The 20,507-nt window shown below is 37.5% G+C and carries 11 protein-coding genes; 8 read left to right on the top strand and 3 right to left on the bottom strand.

What is annotated here, in order from left to right; translation table 11 throughout:
- Positions 1-11 precede the first annotated feature (11 nt).
- Positions 12-4,667 (bottom strand): translocation/assembly module TamB domain-containing protein, encoded by a 4,656-nt coding sequence (locus tag V4P55_RS05975; protein WP_455474180.1) that lies wholly within the window; start codon positions 4,665-4,667, stop codon positions 12-14.
- Complete coding sequence (locus V4P55_RS05970) at positions 4,667-6,616, bottom strand: autotransporter assembly complex protein TamA (RefSeq protein WP_455474179.1); 1,950 nt, start codon at positions 6,614-6,616, stop codon at positions 4,667-4,669. The genes V4P55_RS05975 and V4P55_RS05970 overlap by 1 nt, the downstream gene beginning before the upstream one ends.
- 400 nt (positions 6,617-7,016) lie before the next feature.
- Between V4P55_RS05970 and V4P55_RS05965 the strand changes: the two genes are divergently transcribed.
- On the top strand, positions 7,017-8,549 hold the full coding sequence (locus tag V4P55_RS05965; protein WP_455474178.1) for a YifB family Mg chelatase-like AAA ATPase: 1,533 nt from the start codon (positions 7,017-7,019) through the stop codon (positions 8,547-8,549).
- A gap of 17 nt (positions 8,550-8,566) precedes the next feature.
- On the opposite strand, the gene V4P55_RS05960 is transcribed toward V4P55_RS05965, so the two are convergent.
- Positions 8,567-9,430, bottom strand: coding sequence for a transporter substrate-binding domain-containing protein (locus tag V4P55_RS05960; protein WP_455474177.1), 864 nt, complete (start codon positions 9,428-9,430; stop codon positions 8,567-8,569).
- Positions 9,431-10,017: 587 nt separating this feature from the next.
- Between V4P55_RS05960 and gyrB the strand changes: the two genes are divergently transcribed.
- The 7 genes from gyrB (at position 10,018) to V4P55_RS05925 (ending at position 20,475) form a co-directional block, all read left to right on the top strand.
- Positions 10,018-12,450 (top strand): DNA topoisomerase (ATP-hydrolyzing) subunit B, encoded by a 2,433-nt coding sequence (gene gyrB, locus V4P55_RS05955; protein WP_455474176.1) that lies wholly within the window; start codon positions 10,018-10,020, stop codon positions 12,448-12,450.
- 133 nt (positions 12,451-12,583) lie between these two features.
- Positions 12,584-13,366, top strand: coding sequence for a bifunctional demethylmenaquinone methyltransferase/2-methoxy-6-polyprenyl-1,4-benzoquinol methylase UbiE (ubiE, locus tag V4P55_RS05950; RefSeq protein ID WP_455474175.1), 783 nt, complete (start codon positions 12,584-12,586; stop codon positions 13,364-13,366).
- A gap of 2 nt (positions 13,367-13,368) precedes the next feature.
- A complete protein-coding gene (ubiB, locus tag V4P55_RS05945) occupies positions 13,369-14,955 on the top strand; it encodes a 2-polyprenylphenol 6-hydroxylase (protein WP_455474174.1) in 1,587 nt (528 codons plus the stop codon).
- A 69-nt stretch (positions 14,956-15,024) separates the two neighbouring features.
- Positions 15,025-16,422 carry a bifunctional phosphopantothenoylcysteine decarboxylase/phosphopantothenate--cysteine ligase CoaBC gene (gene coaBC / locus V4P55_RS05940; RefSeq protein WP_455474173.1) on the top strand — a complete coding sequence of 466 codons (1,398 nt, stop codon included), beginning with the start codon at positions 15,025-15,027 and terminating at the stop codon, positions 16,420-16,422.
- A gap of 774 nt (positions 16,423-17,196) precedes the next feature.
- Positions 17,197-18,108 (top strand): acetyl-CoA carboxylase, carboxyltransferase subunit beta, encoded by a 912-nt coding sequence (accD, locus tag V4P55_RS05935; RefSeq protein WP_455474172.1) that lies wholly within the window; start codon positions 17,197-17,199, stop codon positions 18,106-18,108.
- Positions 18,109-18,111: 3 nt separating this feature from the next.
- On the top strand, positions 18,112-19,431 hold the full coding sequence (locus V4P55_RS05930; protein ID WP_455474171.1) for a bifunctional folylpolyglutamate synthase/dihydrofolate synthase: 1,320 nt from the start codon (positions 18,112-18,114) through the stop codon (positions 19,429-19,431).
- 45 nt (positions 19,432-19,476) lie between these two features.
- Positions 19,477-20,475, top strand: coding sequence for a complex I NDUFA9 subunit family protein (locus V4P55_RS05925; protein ID WP_455474170.1), 999 nt, complete (start codon positions 19,477-19,479; stop codon positions 20,473-20,475).
- The last annotated feature ends 32 nt before the right edge of the window (positions 20,476-20,507 follow it).

The raw sequence follows: 20,507 nt of genomic DNA, 5'->3' as shown, positions 1-20,507 counted from the left end.
AACTTTAATTCTCAATAATCTTTTTCATAAAATAGACCAATACTGGAATCTCTTTCATTTCCTATAGAGCCCTTAGCTTTAAGATGGCGAGAGATATCCAAATTAATTGTTCCCTTCGTCATCCCATCTGAATCTGCTTCAAAACCTAAATAAATGTTATTGTGTATATAACGTCCAATACGTAAACCCGTATTACCCTTTTCATTAACAATAACATCAAGATCATCAAGACCAATTTTACTTCGTAAAGCATTCAACAAAGATATATTAGGAGCTCCTGCAAGATCTGCCGCTGCCGCTGCAAGCTGAGCAATCTGAAATGGCGACAATTCACTAAGAGAGCGGTTAAAAATTAACCGTGCTAAAACTTCATCTTGTGGCAAACTAGGCTGTGAAGAAAAATTAACGTCAAGATTATCAATCGTTCCACTAACAGTTACAATAACGCGAATATCACCACTCGTATTGTTAGTTGCAAAATAAACAGTAGGGTTAAGATTACCACTAAAACTCGCTCGTCCTTGATCGAAGTCAAGACGTTTCGAAAGGATATCAAAACGTCCACGAATCATCTGAAAGTCACCAACTGGATGCACATCATACAATGGACCTGTTAAATTAATGCGTCCTCCCAATTCAGCATCTAAACCTCGTCCACGTACAAAAAACTGATTACGCGCAGTAACACGCATATTTAATCGAACAACAGATGAAGATTTTTGAGAAACATCACGGCTTTTGCTATAATCTTTCACATCAGCACGTTCGAGCGTTTGTTGAATTGGTTTGGTTAAATTCTTATTTTGGATATCAAGAAGTTTTGCGGTTTGAAAATAATCGGGAACAACAATTTCAGCTTTTTCAACATTGACATCACCACCAATAATCAGATCACCACGAAAATGACCCGCCATTGTAACCTTACCTGATAAGGTTGCAAGAATCATGGAACCATCATTATAATTAGTTTTATCGAGATGAATAACCAAATCTGCCTGCAAATCATTAGTAATAAGACCTGAAGCTGAAAGAGATCCCCCACTAAACGAAGAAGCCGTAGCTTTCTCTATAAAAATGTGATCGCCATTTAACTTACCTTCAATCGCTATATCATTTAATCTCACATTTGTTTGTGAATCAAAAAAACTGCCATCAGCTATAGAAAAATACCCTTTTAGCTTTGGATCAGATAATCTACCATTTAAGGTTGTATCAATTTTTGCAGTACCTGTTGCATATGCACCACGTTTAGCCAACAATAGATCAATAATAGAAAGAGGCATTGTTCCTTTAATATTCAATTGGCTCTCTGAATCATTCAAAGAAACAGGTCCTTTTACAGAGAGATCTAACCCTTTTTTTCCAGTTGCAGACATACTCTCGATATATAATGCCGATTGTTTGTAAGAACCACGTGCACTCATGTTGATTGGCACAGATCCTTTGTGTGTTATAATAGTCATGCTTTGACTAGAAAGATCAAAATGAGCAGAAGGATTCTTCACTGTGCCAGCAATATCGACCTTGCCCATAATCCCCCCTCCAAGCGCTCGTCCTTCAATAAACCCATCAGCAAAACGAGCAGATAAATTCTTCAAGTTAACATGTAAATCAAGTTGGTTGTTATCTAAAAACATATTACCCTGTGCCTGCGCTTGTATTCCTTCCCCTTTTAAATCTACATCTAAAGTAAGAATTTTATCTGTTGTTTTCCCTGTAGCAGAAAGTGCAAAAGGCATTATTTTTTTATTTTGAAGAGCAACAGTTGTTAAACCTTCACCTTTTACATCATAAATCACATCAGGTTTTTTTAAATTTCCATGAATTGTAACCTGTCCTGTTAAAGTACCAGCAGCACCCAGACTGGGTTTCCATAAATTAGCCAAAGCAACAGGAAAAGCATCCATTTGAAGATGCAAGTTAAGAGTATCGTAAAAATTACCCGCAAGTACAACTTTACCCCCATTAACAGAAAGCCCTAATTCTCTTACTACCATCCCATATTTATCAAAAACAATTGTAGCCTGTTTAGGTAATACTGCATGAAGATTGGGTTGTTTCACATCTATGGTCTCAATATGCACTGCTCGTTTTATACCTTCTGGAAGTCCCATTGTAATCACACTGCCAGAAAGCTGCGCGTTTGTATTACTATTCAGCATTGTTTGAATAGTAAAAGCTGTTTTCTCATTATCATAGTGAGCGTTAGCATTAAAATGATCGACCATCATAGAAGCTGTTTGAATATGTTCTGCGTTGATAAAACCTTCAAACTGAGTCATTCCAAAAAGGTCAAATATATCTGCTTCTACTGCTAACTTTTTAATTTTATTCTTTGCAAAACTTAAGCTATCAATATAAGCTTTCAAACTAGCTCTTTGTTTGCCATTTTGTTCATAAAAAACAAAATCTCCTTTTAACTGTCCATGACCTTCTTGTAAAAACAACGCAGCAAGCACCGAAATATCATCAGCATCAACATGCAACGCTCCTTCCACTGATCCTTTAAACGGTTTAGAAAGGCTGCCGGTTATCTCTGCCTTTCCCCCTCTAATGTTGATATCCTGAAGATTTTGAATTTTCTTAGAGCTCTCAAAAGAAGCAGATAAGCGCAATGGTTGCTTAGCAAAAGTTCCCTTACCTTCTACAGATCCTGTTAAATAAGGAGTAACCGATGATGCATTATCCATAAGTGCATTAACAGAAAATGTTGCATTTTTTAGTTTTTTTCCTATAAAAAATGCTTCAGCAATGTGAGCACGTGTATCAAGCTTTATCAGATGATTGCGTCCTCTAGCGGTAGTTTTTATTGTGAGTGCACCGCTCATCCTTGGATCTAATAAAGTAAGATCGGATAGTTTAGCAATAAAATCCATCTTAGCATTTTCACTTGAAAAATACCCATCAGCGTTTACACTTACGTATTGACTTTTTAAACCAAAACGACGCACAATAAAGCCTGCCTTATTCCGCATAGCTTCACCCGAGAAAATAAGGTTTCCTTTGAATAATTGATCAAAAGGCTTCATACCTATTTTCATGTCGTTGGCGATACCTGATAATTCAAAATCAAAAATACCGCTTATCAGATTTATAGTTCCCTTAGCTTTAAGGTCTGCACCACCAGAAAATGCCTGTTTACTCAAAAAGCCTAAAGGAGATAATGTTTGTGCTTTTAAACCAAGATCACCTTTAAAAATTAAATGGTCCATTTTTCCTTTTAACCAAGTAGAAAAACCTTGAGATGTAACGCTAAAATCATTAATGACAATCGGTTTTTTAGCAACAATATCCGTATCTAAATGCACATGAACTGTTTGATCTATATCTTCTTTTAATGCTTCTCCTTTAATCTTTGTAATTCCCTGAAGCTTTCCGTTAACCTGAATACCAACATGACGAGACGCTATATTATCAAGATTTTCGCTTACCCCTCCCATATCAAAAACAGCGTCATGGATATGAACATTTTTATTGCTTAAATTATGTATAATGAGCTGCCCTTTCCAGGATTTTTGCCCTTCACGACCATAATCAACAGTTAAAACAAGATTATCTGCACGCGTTGATGCTTTTAACACAGGCGAACGATCAGATTCACTTTTCTTATCAAAAGCTATTTTCCCATCAACAAAAAACCGCCGTAAAAATCTATCTTTTGTTACTTCAGCATTAGCTACAAAATTTATTGCTTGTCCCTGAATAGTCATATGATCAAGGTGCATTGCACCTTCTTTTGTCACTCTTGCCCCTGCTTCCAATGTTACATCATTTTCGAAAAGACTACGATATTGAACAGGCATAAAAGAGCCAAGTCTGCCGACAAGTTTAGTAAAAACATTATGTTCTTCTGCAACACTAGCAAAAAGAATACGACCATCTAAAATAGGATTATTATCAGTCTCTAAAGAAAGTTTGACAACTAAATCATCAAAATGACCATCACCTTGAATAGCAAGATTGAAAGCAGGACGCTTTTCAATGTTAAGAATATTAGCAACAATACCATTATGCGGCTCGAAAGCAGAAATATCAATTTTCGCTGTACGATCGTCATTAGATACCTTCGTTAAAACAGAAAAAGAACCCTGCTTGTCTAAACGATGAGCTACTACATCAATATCGTAATCACCATCAGTCAAAATTAAATGTCCTTTTAAGGACAGATCAGCAGAAAAACCCAAAAAATCTTGTTCAAATGTCACATGTGGCACTGTAAGCGCATTGATAGAAACAGCTATAGGCAGCTTTGGTAAAGAAAATTTTCTTGATTCGAGAAAAGAAACAGAAGAAGAATTGTTTTGCGATTTACGTAAAAGCGTAACTTGTTCTACAGAAAGCTTATCAATGTTCAAATGCTTTTTCAATAACGATAGGCGCTTCCAATCCATTGTAACATTGGTCATTTTAAGCCAAATACCGTCTTTATCACTAATAGTAATGGCATCAACAGACATTTGAGATGATAATATTCCGCGTACATTATGCAAACGCACTCTACGGTTAGGCGCTGAAAGTTTTCGTTCAATATAAGCAACAAACCATGAACTCTTCTCCATTTTCGCATCATCGAAAAATGAATCGTCTTGTTTTCCTAAAACAAGCGTGCTCATAAAAAGAAAAAAAAGTCCAAATAATAAACTCCATAAACGTACTGTTTTTTTCATTAAAACGCTTGTCCTATACCCACATAAAAACCAATGCGAGGATCGCCTTTCTCTCTCTTTAAGGGAAAGGCCAAATCAATACGTAAAGGACCAATACCTGTTATGTAGCGACCTCCAATACCAGCTCCCCATTTAATTTTTTGAGAAAAATCAAAAAATGATTTTTCTCCCACGATACCTCCGTCAATAAAACTGACAAACCCTATCTTGTCATTTAAAGAAAAACGTAATTCTGCCGAACCTTCAACAAGCGAACGTCCACCAACAACAGCATCATTTTCTATTTTGATACCGATATTACGGTAAGCATAACCACGAACAGATCCACCACCACCAGCAAAAAATAGAACATCTGAAGGGACATGTTCTATATTAGTTCCGACCATTGTACCAAGCTTTGCTCGCGCTGCGAAAACAAAACGATCCTTTTCATCCAACCCCCAATAAGAACGCCCCTCAATAGTCATTTTTGCCACAAAATTGCTAAAGTACATTTCATAAAAAGGTTCAAAAGCCGCTTCACCATACAAACCTTTTTTCGCGTCGAATTTATTATCACGATTATCGTAAACCAAACCGCTAGGAAACCCAATTGTTGTAAAATTACGATCTCCAAAATAGACATCACGTGAATATCCCTTAGAAATCTCTACTGCAACCTGTCCCGATAAATCATCGTTGAAAATATGTGTAATACCCAATTTTCCCCTGACAGCTTGTGTCATATAATTATCCAGGATATCCTGTTGTGCTTTCAATTCTGCCTTCAAATCCGTATCGGGGGTGAACGTACCAGGTCTGATAAATGTGCCTGAAAAAAGGTAATCGAAATTTTTAGGATCATATGATTGTTCTTTATTGCTACCGACCCCGTTTATTTTTGCTTCAATTTTAAGATGTTCTGCATGACCAAAAAGATTGTTATGCATCCAATAAGCTTCAATACCTGCACCATCTAACGTTGAATAGCTACCACCGAAGCTAAAACGCCGTGGTTTACGTTCTTCTAAAACAAGCGTAAGCGGCAAACTGCCATCAGGGCTAATTGTATCAGCCTCACGAATATTCACAGCACGAAAAACATCAAGACGAGCAAGTCGTTCATTAACTTTGGCTAACGCATCAGAATCATATTCCTGACCTGGTGTTAATTTTGTCATCCATGCAATATAATCTGAGTCTATATGTGGTTTCTTACTTACATTGCGCACAGTTAGAGGACCATAATAAGCTTTTTGTCCAGGATCAACCGTAATCTGTGCATCAATAAGACGCGCGGCATGATCAGCAATTACCTCACTGTTAGTAACCTTAGCTTTAGCGTAACCTTGTTTACGCCATCCCTTAACAGCCCACACTTCTGCTTTACGAATAGTTTCAGATTTAGCTATAGCTCCAACCGTATAGCCCAAATCTTTTATTGAAGGCATTTTATTTGTTTTATGTTTTGACAATGGAGCAACTTCATTGATACGGGCAACGTTAAAAATATATTGTGGGCCAGCATCAACCATAATGACAATATTAGAATGCGCTGGTAATTGCGTTACAGGGCTCAAATCAGCAACTTCTCGACCATTAATCTGAATTTTAATAACACTACCATAACGTCCATCAGCGTAAAGAGCAGCAAGAATTGTACGATAATCTGAACGTGCTTTAGCCAATAGGCCAGAAGAACTCGATAACACCTTACCTTGATCAGCTACAAGAGAAGAAACAGCTTTAACTATCTTTACACCTTCTGGTGGCGCACCTGGTGGAGCCACAACTTCAACTTTATAAAACCTATCTGTACTGCTCGTATTATATGAAGAAGAATTTGTCTTTTTTTTACCAAAAAGCTCAAATGCTGCAAGTGGATGCAAAAAAACAAAGACAAAACATAAACCTAAAAATACACTACGCATGGTTCCTGATTTCAACAAAAATCCTGCCTCATACATCATAAATTAGATGCCTTTAGTACAATTTACATCATTTTTTACAAACAACACCGAAAAAGAAAAGCAACAAATATGCTACTTCAAACATTTTATTTCATATCATTTTTTATTGAAATACATAATAATTTACCCCTCTTCGTATTCACAGAAATTCTTACTATAAATACAAATAACCCTTTTATTTCTAGCACATTTACTTAGCGCACTATAAATGATTTATTTCATCGTAGGTTATTATGGTTCAATTGAATAACTCACTTCCCAACTTACGACGAGAGCACAAAAGTTCGTACATGCGGAGGTATATAGATCTGTCTATCCAAAAAGCTATACAAACACTTCTTGATTTTTATATGCAGATATGATTGTTTCTGTGTAATGAGAGGGGAAGGAAAGAGAACTGATGATCGCGCGTGCCACAACTGTTGCTTTTCGCGGTTTAGAAGCAGTACCTGTTGATGTACAGGTTATGGTTTCCCCTGGTAAAATAGGCATAGCGATTGTTGGCTTAGCAGACAAAGCAATTGCAGAAAGTCGTGAACGTGTGCAAGCAGCTATTCATGCCTGTGGGCTTTCTATGCCTAATAAACGAATTACTATTAACCTTGCGCCAGCTGATTTACCTAAAGAAGGATCGCATTATGATCTGCCAATTGCTGTAGGTTTAATGCTCGCTATGGAACTTCTTCCTCCTAAAGTAGCACAAGACTATATCATTTTAGGTGAATTATCACTTGATGGATTTATTACAGCTGTTAATGGGGTCCTGCCGGCTGCAATGACAGCTTTATCATTAGGTAAAGGGCTCATTTGTCCCTATAAATGCGGACCTGAAGCGGCGTGGATAAACGAAGAGATGGACATTTTTGCACCTGAGACTCTTCTTATGATGGTCAATCACTTTAGAGGAACTCAAATTCAAAAACGTCCGAAACCACGAGAATATACGATTCAAACTGAACTTCCGGACCTTTCCGAAATTAAAGGGCAAAAAGCTGCTAAACGTGCATTAGAAGTTTGCGCAGCTGGACGGCATAACCTTTTATTTGTAGGTCCTCCTGGTGCAGGAAAATCTATGTTAGCTCAACGTTTACCATCCATTTTACCACCCCTTGATAGCTCTGAGCTCTTAGATGTTTCTTTAATTGCTTCTATTGCAGGTGAAACAGTAAACAATACCATTTCACTTCACTGTCCTTTTCGTGCTCCACACCATTCTGCCTCCATGGCAGCCATGATCGGCGGTGGTCTAAAAGGGAGACCAGGAGAAGTCTCCCTTGCACATAATGGTGTTTTATTTCTCGATGAATTTCCTGAATTTTCTCCAAAAGTTCTCGATTCTCTGCGTCAACCTTTAGAGAGTGGAGAATGTGTTATTGCCCGAGCTAACCACCACATAAGCTATCCTGCCCGCATTCAGCTCATTGCTGCAATGAATCCTTGTCGCTGTGGTATGGCTGGTGAAAAAAATCATGTTTGTGCTAAAGGAATACGCTGTCAAATTGATTATCAATCTCGCATTTCTGGTCCTTTACTTGACCGAATTGATTTACGGGTTGATGTCCCTGCTTTAACAGCTATGGATCTTATGCAACCAGAGCAATCAGAAAAAAGTTGTGATGTTGCAAAACGCGTTGCACGTTGCCGAGCTATTCAAATCAAACGTTTTACGACACTGGGCTTTGACCATATTCGCACCAACGGCGATTGCCCTGCTAAAATCATCGAACAAATTGCTACTCTTGATAAAAAAGCTACAATATTATTACAAAATGTTAGTGAAAAAATGCATCTTTCTGCACGTTCTTATCATCGCATTCTCAAAGTTGCACGTACTATTGCTGACCTTGATGAAGCAGACCTTATTTCACGTCATCATCTTGCAGAATCCATTTCTTATCGATTAGGGAATGAAAGATTAACTGCTCTTTCCTAAAAAATAAACAAAGCTTATTAATAAAAACCAATCGGAAAATAGCGCAGATAAAGTTCTGCAAGCTTGCCATCATCTTCTAAAGACTTCAGAGCATAATTGAGTATATTGGCCAGTTTTGCATTCTGCTTTGAAACAGCCATTTGCATTCCTTTTCCCAATAATTGTGGAGCTATATATGCACCACCAACAAAATAACAACAATCAGCAGATTTTGGATCATTTAACCATAAAGATAAAGCAAACCCATCATCAAAAATAAGATCAATTTTATGATCTTGTAGCGCTTTGTAAAGTTCTCCTCTATCTTTAAACCCTTTCCATTTGGCTTCAGGAAAATAATTATGAAACAACTCTTCGTGAGCACTATTGAATAAAAGTCCACTCTTTAAATGCGTAAGCTTATCACTTATTGGCTCATCCAAATTAATAGGTTTAGAAGCAACAAACCGGGCAGGAAAACGCAAATAAGTTTTAGTAAAAACAAGATCTTTACGCGTCATTGCTGTTTCTTTTAAACCAGCAATAATCACTTCTGCTCCTCCATTTTTGACGTGATCTACCAGCTCTTCCCAAGGAACAACTTCTACCTCACATAATGTCTCAAGATTTAATTTTGAGCAAACAGCACGCAATAAATCGATATTATAGCCAGAAAGATGCCCTGTTTTATCAAGAAAATTAAAAGGGGGGAAATCAAAAGTTGTTACAAAACGCAAACGAGTTATATCTGTTATATCAGGTTGTACCAAACGTTTATGGGAATCAAAAAAGAAAGGTAGTTTTCCAGACGTTTCAGCTTTTGCCAAAGACGATAAGAGAATCCCCCATGTAATTAATAAAACGCCAATAAAAACATTTAATATGTCTATAGGTTTTTTCATTTTTAAAGTTTTTTCCCTCAATTTTCTGCAATTTCTGCAATTAAAGTACAATTAACCCAGTACAACATTTAAAATATTTTACTTAAATATCTGGTTTTAAATAATTTTAAATGCTAAGATACCTTTAAAATTGTTCAAAATCTTACAATTTCCATATATTTCCGAAATACATACTGATTTTGATATTCATATAAACTACAAGCTTTTCCAGTATTATTATGCAACATCACAAAAATATTCCAAAAAAGAAGATTATTAATTTAAGCTATGTAATACGTAAAAATGCGCAAAATGCAGTTATAAAAGTACAAAAAATTGATTTTTCTCCCTCCGACAACATTAAAAATTTATAAAAATCAACTAAATAAAATTAATTGTGAATATCTTTATACCCAAAATGCAACGTAACAGTACAACATTGTTTGCATACACAAAAATCATCCTACTTATTGTATACTGACAGATGTTGAATATAAATTTGATATACGGTAAACATTTAATGTTGTTATTCCATAAATAACGGTCAAAACATAAAGCTAAAAAATGCTGATAAATATCGCAAATTGAACACTGAAATGGATTAACTTATGAGTGATGAAAAAAACTCACCAGTGTATGGTGATGATTATGATGCCGCCTCTATCAAAGTTCTCAAAGGTCTTGATGCTGTACGTAAACGCCCTGGTATGTATATCGGCGATACAGATGATGGCTCAGGTTTGCACCATATGGTCTATGAGGTCGTAGACAATGCCATTGATGAAGCTTTAGCGGGTCATGCTACACTCATAAATGTCACACTTCATGCTGATGGCTCCTGTTCTGTTCGTGATAATGGGCGTGGTATCCCTACAGATATTCACCCAACAGAAGGCGTTTCAGCAGCTGAAGTCATTATGACCCAACTTCACGCTGGTGGAAAATTTGATCAAAACTCTTATAAAGTTTCTGGAGGACTGCACGGTGTTGGTGTCTCTGTTGTTAACGCGCTATCAGTATGGTTGCATCTGCGAATCAGGCGTAATGGCAAAATCCATGAAATGTCATTTGCGCATGGGGTCGCCGATTCTCCTCTAAAAATTGTCGGTGATTGCAATGCAGAAAGTGGAACAGAAATTAGATTTTTACCAAGTCCTGAAACCTTTACTATGGTTAAATTTGATTTTGAAACCTTAGAACGTCGTTTACGGGAATTGGCCTTTTTGAATTCTGGTGTGCACATTCTCCTTGTTGACCAACGTCATGCAGATGTTCATTCCGTTGAACTACATTATGAAGGTGGTTTAATTGAATTTGTCAAATATATTGACCAATCAAAAAAAGCTCTTCTTGATGCTCCTATTTATATTGCAAGTGAAAAAGATGGAATGAGCGTTGATGTTGCTTTGTGGTGGAATGATTCTTATCATGAAAAAGTTTTGTGTTTTACCAACAATATTCCTCAGCGTGATGGAGGAACCCACCTCGTAGGTTTTCGCAGCGCTTTAACGCGCCAAATTAATGGTTATGCTGAATCTTCAGGTATCGCAAAAAAGGAAAAAGTTAACTTAACTGGTGATGACTGCCGTGAAGGATTAACAGCTATTCTTTCTGTAAAAGTTCCAGACCCCAAATTTTCTTCACAAACCAAAGATAAATTAGTTTCCTCTGAAGTACGCCCTGTTGTTGAAAATTTGGTCAATGAAGGACTTTCTGCCTGGCTAGAGGAACATCCAAACGAAGCAAAAATTATTACAAGTAAAGTGGTAGAAGCTGCAGCAGCACGCGAAGCAGCGCGCAAAGCACGAGAACTTACACGACGGAAAGGTGCTCTAGACATTACATCTTTACCAGGAAAACTCTCTGATTGTCAGGAACGTGATCCAGCAAAATCAGAAATTTTTATTGTTGAGGGGGATTCTGCTGGTGGCTCAGCAAAAAGTGGACGTTCACGCCAAAATCAAGCAATTTTACCCCTACGTGGTAAAATTTTGAATGTCGAACGAGCACGCTTTGACCGAATGCTCTCATCTGATATGATTGGAACACTGATTACTGCTCTTGGAACTTCCATTGGTAAAGATGAGTTTTCCCCAGATAAGTTACGTTATCACAAAATTATCATTATGACCGATGCGGATGTTGATGGTGCACATATCCGCACCTTGTTACTTACTTTCTTTTTTAGACAAATGCCCGAATTGATTGAGCGTGGACACCTCTATATTGCTCAACCACCGCTTTACAAAGTAACACGTGGAAAATCTTTTCAGTATATAAAAAACGAAGCAGCATTTGAAGAATTTCTGATTGATTCTGGGCTAGAAGAAACAACATTAGAATTAGCAACAGGAGAAGTTCGCGCAGGTTCAGATTTGCGTCAACTCGTCGAAGATGCTCGCATATTACGTCAACTGTTAAATGGACTTCACACCCGTTATGATCGTAATATTATTGAGCAAGCAGCCATTGTTGGAGCTTTTAATCTTGAAGCTTTTGCAACGCCAGAAAAAGCGCAAAAAACAGCCGATAACATAGCACATCGCCTCGATTTGATAGCTGATGATATGGAGCGCGGTTGGAGTGGTCAATATACATCAGATGGAAATCTATATTTTGAACGTGTTTTTCGCGGAGTTAAAGATACTATTACCCTTGATGCAGGGCTTATAAATTCAGCTGATGCACGTCAAATTGACCGTATTTCACGAAATTTTACAGAAATATATACCCCTCCTCTCTTTCTACATCGCAAAGATAAATCAGAGCGTATTTTGGGACCTGTTAGCTTATTAGAGAGCATTTTTGCAAATGGTAAAAAAGGGATCACTTTGCAACGTTACAAAGGTCTTGGAGAAATGAATGCTGAACAGCTTTGGGAAACAACCCTAAATCCTGATGCCCGCGCTCTTTTGCAAGTAAAAATCAATGATGCAACAGATGCAGATTCACTTTTTTCCCGTTTAATGGGTGATGAAGTTGAACCTAGACGCGCTTTTATTCAAGATAACGCTTTGAGTGTTGCCAATCTCGATATCTAAAGGGACCTTTTTTGTCTGTGGTTATGTAATAATATTAATAATAATATTAATATTGTGATTTTGTGCGTTACTTTTTTGTATTTGGGCACTTTTTATATTTCATTTACGATAAAAAATAAGGAAGATCATATACATGGCAACTGAAACAGAGCGTGTAGGAATTAAAGGAGGCATGGAGCACTCTTTTGGTTTTAAAAAAGTTGATGAAGCACAAAAGCAATCCATGGTTGACGATGTATTCCACTCTGTTGCTGAAAACTATGACAAAATGAATGATATTTTATCGCTTGGACTACATCGTGTATGGAAAAATGCTATGGTTACATGGCTCTCTCCACCAGCACGTCCCACTTGGAAAGTTCTTGATGTGGCTGGTGGTACTGGCGATATTGCTTTTCGCATTCTTAATGCTTCACGCAAACAAGCCCGTGCTACAGTGCTTGATATTAATGCCTCGATGCTTAATGTTGGAAAACAACGTGCACAAAAAAATGGTCTCGTTTCTTTAATTAACTTTGTTGAAGCCAATGCAGAACATTTACCTTTTGAAGATCAAAGCTTTGACGCTTATACTATTGCTTTTGGAATTCGTAATGTACCGCATATTGATCAAGCTCTGAGAGAAGCTTTTCGTGTTTTAAAACCGGGTGGACGTTTTTTATGTTTAGAGTTTTCAAACGTTGAAATGCCTCTATTGGATCAAATTTATGATCTTTGGTCTTTTCGTGTCATTCCAAAGCTTGGCCAATTTATTGCAGATGATGGAGATGCTTATCGTTATTTAGTCGAATCTATTCGAAAATTTCCAAAGCAAGATGATTTTGTCCATATAATTAATGAAGCAGGTTTTTCGCGAGTATCCTATCGTAATCTCACAGGTGCAATCGCAGCGTTGCATTCAGGCTGGAAAATTTAAAAATGGTGCAAATTTCCACTTACTTTCAATTAATACGTGCAGGATGGGTTTTGGCACGTGAAGGCGTTTTGAGTACTCTTCCTAGCGATCACATTCAAGGATTTCCAGCATTATGTTACAAAATAGCGTGCATATTAGCGCGACGCAAAACAAAAATAAAACAACGATCTGAAAATATTTCGTCTGCAATTAATAAACTTGGCCCCTCTTATATAAAACTTGGTCAATTTCTTGCGACACGCCCAGATATTGTCGGACGCAATGTCGCAGAAGATTTGGCACAGTTACAAGATCGTGTTCAAACTTTTTCCTGCACTTCTGCTATTGCCCAAATTGAAAGTTCACTTGGTCGTTCTATAAACGATTTGTTCATCAATTTTTATCCACCTATTGCAGCAGCTTCTATTGCCCAGGTCCATCCAGCTGAATACTATGATGAAGCAGGGCATAAAAAAAAATGTGCTGTCAAAGTTATTCGCCCTAATATTAGAACCCGTTTTGCGAAAGATCTCAAAGGGTTCTATCTTGTTGCTCATTTGCAAGAACGTTATGTACCCGCCTCTCGACGCCTACGCCCTGTCTGTGTTGTTGACACTTTGGCGCAAACCACACGAATTGAGATGGATTTACGGCTAGAAGCAGCCGCCATATCAGAAATGGCTGAAAATATTAAACATGATGTAGGTTTTAGAGTCCCACACATTAATTGGGAACGAACAGGACGCAATGTTTTAACAATGGAATGGATTGATGGTATCAGAATATCTGATATTTCCGCACTTAAAGCAGCTGGTTTTGATTTACAAGTGCTCGCCGTTACACTTATTCAATCTTTCCTTCGTCATACACTGCGTGATGGATTTTTTCATGCTGATATGCATCCTGGTAATTTATTTGTAGATCATGAAGGATGTATTGTTGCTGTTGATTTAGGAATTACAGGACGACTTGGTAAAAAAGAAAAGCTTTTTCTTGCTGAAATTCTTTATGGTTTTATTACACGCGATTACTATCGGGTAGCGCGCGCTCATTTTGAAGCAGGGTATGTACCTTCTCACCACAGTATAGAGAGCTTCGCTCAAGCTAATCGTGCCATCGGTGAACCGATTCACGGACAATCAGCGCAAAGCATTTCTATGGCTAAGCTGCTTACATTATTGTTTGAAGTCACGGAATTATTTGACATGCAAACGCGCCCTGAACTTTTATTGTTGCAAAAAACTATGGTTGTCGTAGAAGGTGTTGCCCGCACATTGGACCCAACTTTCAATATGTGGAAAGCCTCAGAACCAGTTGTGAAAGAATGGATTAGCAAAAATTTAGGACCTGTGGGAATTGCAAAAGACTTTAGTGAAGGGGCACAAGTACTTCTTTCGCTGGCACGAAAGACACCACAGTTGATACAAAATTTTCAACGGATAGAAGAAGATCTTGAGCAAATGGTAAAAACAGGATTTAATCTTTCTCCTGCTACACTCAAACAACTTGCTATAGAGCAAAACCGTACCAATCGTTATGGTCGTTATAGCTTGTTTATCATTGCACTTTGTTGTGTTTGTTTGACTTTTTATTTTTTTCATCTTTTCTAATTTGCTCAATATGCTAAAAAATATTGATTATGAAATCATTGCAATCATTTTATTTTTTGGATCAATTTCATGGCCAGTATTACCATTCGTAATCTTTCACCTAAAGCTAAAGAAGCCCTGCGTATACGAGCGGCAAAAAATGGTATTTCTATGGAAGAAGAAGCCCGTTGCCTTTTAAGCAATCCAGTTCCTTCAGTGATAACACCTTCTCAGATAAGCGTCGTAGAAAAGCAATCACTGCAATCAAAATCTATCCTGCTTATTATTGGTGGTAGCATTGCAGCTTATAAAGCACTTGATCTTATTCGTCGTCTAAAAGAACGTGGAGCACATTTAAACGTTATTATGACACAAGCAGCTCAAAAGTTTATTACTCCTTTAGCAGCTGAAGCTTTAAGTGGAAGCAAAGTATATAGCGATTTATTTTCACGTGAAACAGAACATGATATTGGTCACATTAGGTTAGCACGTGATGCTGATTTGATTATTTTAGCTCCCGCTACAGCCAACCGTATTGCAAAAATAGCTACTGGTATAGGGGATGACTTGGCCAATTGTGTGCTTTTAGCAGCACGCTGCCCGCTTTTGATTGCACCAGCTATGAATCCAGCCATGTGGACACATCCTGCAACTGTTCGCAATGTTGCGAAATTACACGCGGATGGCGTTCATATCATTGGACCAGAAGTTGGAGCAATGGCTGAACATGATGAAGCAGGTTGTGGACGTATGAGTGAACCCTTAACCATCGTAGCTTCGATAGAAACTCTTTTAGGTGTACAGCAAGAAAAACCACTTTCTGGTCGCCATTTTATTGTTACTTCTGGACCTACTCATGAGCCAATTGATCCAATCCGTTATCTTGCTAATCGTTCTTCGGGAAAACAAGGTCACGCCATTGCAACAGCTCTCGCTCATTTAGGTGCTAACGTAACTCTTATTTGTGGTCCTGTTAATCTTGACGATCCACAAGGTGTAAAAACCATTCATGTTGAAACAGCCTGTCAAATGTTAGATGCTGTTCAATTGGCATTGCCTGCTGATGGAGCTATTTTTGTTGCTGCTGTTTGTGATTGGCGCAGTCAGACGCAATCTTTCCACAAAATTAAAAAAAATGCGAACAAAACACCACCATCTTTTTACATGGTAGAAAACCCTGATATTTTAGCAACAATCAGTCACGCTCCCAATCGTCCCCCACTGGTGATTGGTTTTGCTGCAGAAACATGCGATATCATTGCTAATGCGCAAAAAAAACGCATCGAAAAAGGAGCTGATTTTATTCTAGCTAATGATATTTCTCTTCATGTCGACGGTACAAGCGTTATGGGAGCTGATACAAATCAAATTTATCTTATTAGCAAAGAAAAGGTTGAACACTGGCCACACATGAGTAAAAAAGATATTGCTCAAAAATTAGCAAATGTTATCATATCATTTTTTTCATCCCATCCCTCCAATTCTTAAAGTCGGGAAAAAACTCTATTATTTCAAATAAAAATAAAAACTCTTCAAGCAATTTGATGTTGTAAAAAACATCATGAAGTAAACTTTACTTCTAAAATGGTAAAACTTCCTGTGTCCACAAACAAAATAGATCGATCCAATAACAATAATTGTACCCAATTTTTTACCAAAAGATCATCATATGCATAACACTAAAATAATAGCAGACTCTCCCACCTAAATTCAATAAAGCTTACCAATCAAGAAGAAGATAAAACAAGTTTAGTCTTTTGAAAGATCATTTTTACTTTTCTCATTAGGGAAAAGATTTAAAAAAATCTTGCTCTCAAATTAGTGTTTCGCTAACATAATTCTATCATATCCATTATATTCATGGACTATTATGACCTTATTCATGCTTACAGTTATTACACTTTTTCAGATTCACATAATTGGTATTAAGAATTTGCTAAGTGTTGGTTTTAGACCAGAAGCAAATGAGAAATTTGCTAACCAGCATCAGGAGTGGGATTTAGTATCAAAACAAAAAATGAAAAATATAAGTTTTTGAAATAATTGACGAGTTTATTGCAGGAAATGCTTTTAATTTAGGTTATCACTGCAATATGTGAAAGACGATAAAATTAAAGGATAAGAAGATTGGAGCTGTAAATACCTGGATAAAGCTATTCAATGGCTTCATCCATTTAACCAGCAAAGCATGTCTAGAAATTCGATTTTGTATTTCTTCAAAGCACCCAAAAAGTGAATAATATTTAAAGAGAGGCTATAAAGATGAACTGGATTACAAATTATGTTCGTCCTAAAATCAATTCCATACTGGGACGTCGTAACATTCCAGACAATCTGTGGATCAAAGATCCCACGAGTGGTGAAATGGTATTCCATAAAGATTTAGAAATGAATCAATATGTCATGCCCACCTCTGGCTATCACATGCGCATCAGCGCCAAAAATCGTCTCATGTATTTTTTTGATGATGGAGTCTATACTCCTCTTGAAAATCCAAAAGTTGTAACAGATCCTTTAAAGTTTCGTGACGAAAAACGTTACATTGATCGGTTAAAAGATTACCGTTCTAAACTTGGAGTTGATGATAATATTTTAAGTGCGCAAGGTACCATTGAGGGGCTACCAATTGTCGCAACTGTTCAAGATTTCGCTTTTATGGGAGGATCACTTGGTATGGCTTCAGGAGAAGCTATCATTAAAGCTTTTGATACAGCCATTGCAAATAGATGTCCTTTGGTCTTTTTTGTCGCTTCTGGTGGAGCACGTATGCAAGAAGGGACACTTTCATTGATGCAAATGCCACGAACAACAGTAGCTGTTGAAATGATGAAAGAAGCAAAACTGCCTTATATTGTAGTTCTGACCAACCCCACAACTGGAGGAGTTACAGCGTCTTATGCTATGCTCGGTGATGTCCATATTGCTGAACCTGGAGCTATGATTGGTTTTGCTGGACCACGTGTGATCCAACAAACTATACGTGAAACTTTGCCAGAAGACTTTCAAAGTAGTGAATATCTACTTAAACATGGCATGATTGATATGGTTGTATCTCGTTTGGAAATGAAAACAACCATTGCGCGGCTTATACGTTTGATGATGAAATATCCTGTCACTACCAACCCTTCTCTAACAAGCTCTCAGGCATCGCTTTCTAAAATTGAGGCGGCCTAAATTATGGAAAATAACCAAGTAAAAAGGATAATGGATGATTTTTTAAAAAATTATCCCAAAAAATTTGATCTTTCTTTAGAACGTATTTTACGCCTTTTAAAACGCCTTGGTAATCCGCATTTAAAGCTCGCACCTATTATTCATGTTGCAGGAACAAATGGCAAAGGATCTGCTTCAGCTATTTGTCGTGCACTATTAGAAAGTGGAGGCTACCGTGTTCATGTGTATAGTTCACCTCATCTGGTACATTGGAATGAGCGTTGTAGATTAGGTCAAAAAGGACAAGGAAAATTTGTTGCAGAGAGTCAGTTAGCGGAAGTTATTCAACAAGTTATAAAAATAAATCGTCAAGAACCAATTACAGTTTTTGAAATTTTTACAGCAGCTGCTTTTATGTTATTTAGTACGCATCCAGCTGATGTCTTGATTTTAGAAGTTGGTTTAGGAGGGCGTTTTGATTCCACAAATGTGATAGAAAAACCAGCTCTTTCTCTTATTATGCCTATTGACTATGATCACGAAAATTTTCTTGGAAAAACAATCGCACAAATTGCTTTTCAAAAAGGAGGGATTATCAAACCAACAGTTCCAGTAGTTATTGGAAAGCAAAATCATGATGAAGCCTGTTCTATTTTAGCAACCATTGCAGATGAAAATAAAGCATCTTATTTTTTATTTGGTCAAGATTACCAAAGCTATGCAGAACATGGTCGTATGGTTTTCCAAAACAACCAAGGTTTAATGGATCTTCCACTTCCCAACTTGATTGGAGCACACCAAATTGCTAACGCCGGAGCTGCTATTGAAGCGGTTTACCAAGCTGGTTTTCGGCTTTCAGAACAAACAATAAGCCATGCTCTACAAAATATTTACTGGCCAGCACGGATGCAACACCTCACTCACGGACACTTAGTTGATCAATTGTCTCCTAATATTGATTTATGGTTAGATGGTGGACACAACCCCGCTGCGGGAACAGTTGTTGCAGCGGAACTTATACGATGGAAGAAAAAATCAAACCGACCTATTATTATGATTGTTGGCATGCTTAATACGAAAGATTCTGTTGGGTACTTTCACCCTATAGCCAACCTTGTAGATAAGGTATATACGATTTCGTTGATCAACAACAATGCAAGTATTTGTCCAACGGTTTTGGCTGAATCCGCTAGAAAAGTCGGACTTTCTGCCAGTCCACAAGCTAGTCTACGAGATGCGTTGCGTAAAATTAATTCAGAATATAAAGAGGCAATTGTTCTTATTGGAGGTTCTCTCTACCTTGCAGGTGATATTTTACGTGACAACAAAACGCCACCGTGTTAAGAACTAATCATTTATAGAGCTTTAAAAAAGATAGACTTTTTGATCATGCAGCTTAATAGTGCACTTTATCAACATCCCAAACTGATTACTGTTTTCGGAGGATCTGGTTTTGTAGGACGGTATGTCGTTGAGGCTTTAACGAAACGGGGTTATCGCGTTCGCATTGCCGTTCGTTATCCACAAAAAGCCTATTATATGCTACAAATAGGAGAAGTAGGACAAATCCAGATGCTTCAAACTGATGTAAAGCATCGTGCATCCGTTGCACGTGCATTGCTTGGAGCAGAGGGTGCAGTGTTTCTTCCTGGCAGCTTAGCACAATCAAATCAATCAAATTTTCAAAAAACACAAATTTGTGGTGTGAATAATGTTTCTGAATTAACAGCAGAAGCTGGTATTTCTCTTATCCATATGTCAACGCTTGTATCAAATGAAAATGCTTCATTTCTTTACGCTCGCGTACATTCTATGAGCGAGAAAATCGTTCGTAGTAAACATCCTCAAGCAATTATTATGCGTCCATCTGTTATCTTTGGACCAGAAGATTGTTTCTTTAACACCTTAGCAAAATTGTCATGCTCTTTACCAATCATACCTCTTTTTGGTGGTGGTCAAAATAAGTTACAACCAGTATATGTTGGTGACATCGCTGAGTTTATTGTACGTGCTCTAGAAAAACATGCGACCCTTGGAACAACTTATAATCTTGGAGGTCCACAAATTCTCACATTCTCAGATGCTCTAGAGAATGTATTAAAAGTTATTCAGCGCAAAAAGACAACCTTACCCATGCCTCTTTTTTCCGGACTCTTTATCGGAGGTATTTTAGGAATGATTGGTAAATTACCTCTCGTGCCGAGCTTGATTACAGCCGATCAAATACGCTTTTTACAAGTGGATAACATTGTTTCTCAAGAAGCAATAAAGAATGGGAAAACTTTAGAAGGAGTCGGTATTACTTCCAGAGCAATGGCTGCTATCTTGCCAAATTATTTATGGCGATTCCGTCCACACGGTCAATTTTCCAGAAATTTGCCAGCTTAGTCTAATTCTTTTTCGTGCTCCTTTTTTGTGTG

Source organism: Bartonella sp. B30(2025) (genome assembly GCF_053793825.1).
The sequence above is the reverse complement of the archived record's forward strand: the minus strand, read 5'-3'. Positions and strand labels throughout refer to the sequence as shown.

Coding starts and splice junctions, on each gene's coding strand:
- V4P55_RS05975 (WP_455474180.1), bottom strand. CDS start 4,667: ATGAAAAAAACAGTACGTTTATGGAGTTTATTATTTGGACTTTTTTTT.
- V4P55_RS05970 (WP_455474179.1), bottom strand. CDS start 6,616: ATGATGTATGAGGCAGGATTTTTGTTGAAATCAGGAACCATGCGTAGT.
- V4P55_RS05965 (WP_455474178.1), top strand. CDS start 7,017: ATGATCGCGCGTGCCACAACTGTTGCTTTTCGCGGTTTAGAAGCAGTA.
- V4P55_RS05960 (WP_455474177.1), bottom strand. CDS start 9,430: ATGAAAAAACCTATAGACATATTAAATGTTTTTATTGGCGTTTTATTA.
- gyrB (WP_455474176.1), top strand. CDS start 10,018: ATGAGTGATGAAAAAAACTCACCAGTGTATGGTGATGATTATGATGCC.
- ubiE (WP_455474175.1), top strand. CDS start 12,584: ATGGCAACTGAAACAGAGCGTGTAGGAATTAAAGGAGGCATGGAGCAC.
- ubiB (WP_455474174.1), top strand. CDS start 13,369: ATGGTGCAAATTTCCACTTACTTTCAATTAATACGTGCAGGATGGGTT.
- coaBC (WP_455474173.1), top strand. CDS start 15,025: ATGGCCAGTATTACCATTCGTAATCTTTCACCTAAAGCTAAAGAAGCC.
- accD (WP_455474172.1), top strand. CDS start 17,197: ATGAACTGGATTACAAATTATGTTCGTCCTAAAATCAATTCCATACTG.
- V4P55_RS05930 (WP_455474171.1), top strand. CDS start 18,112: ATGGAAAATAACCAAGTAAAAAGGATAATGGATGATTTTTTAAAAAAT.
- V4P55_RS05925 (WP_455474170.1), top strand. CDS start 19,477: ATGCAGCTTAATAGTGCACTTTATCAACATCCCAAACTGATTACTGTT.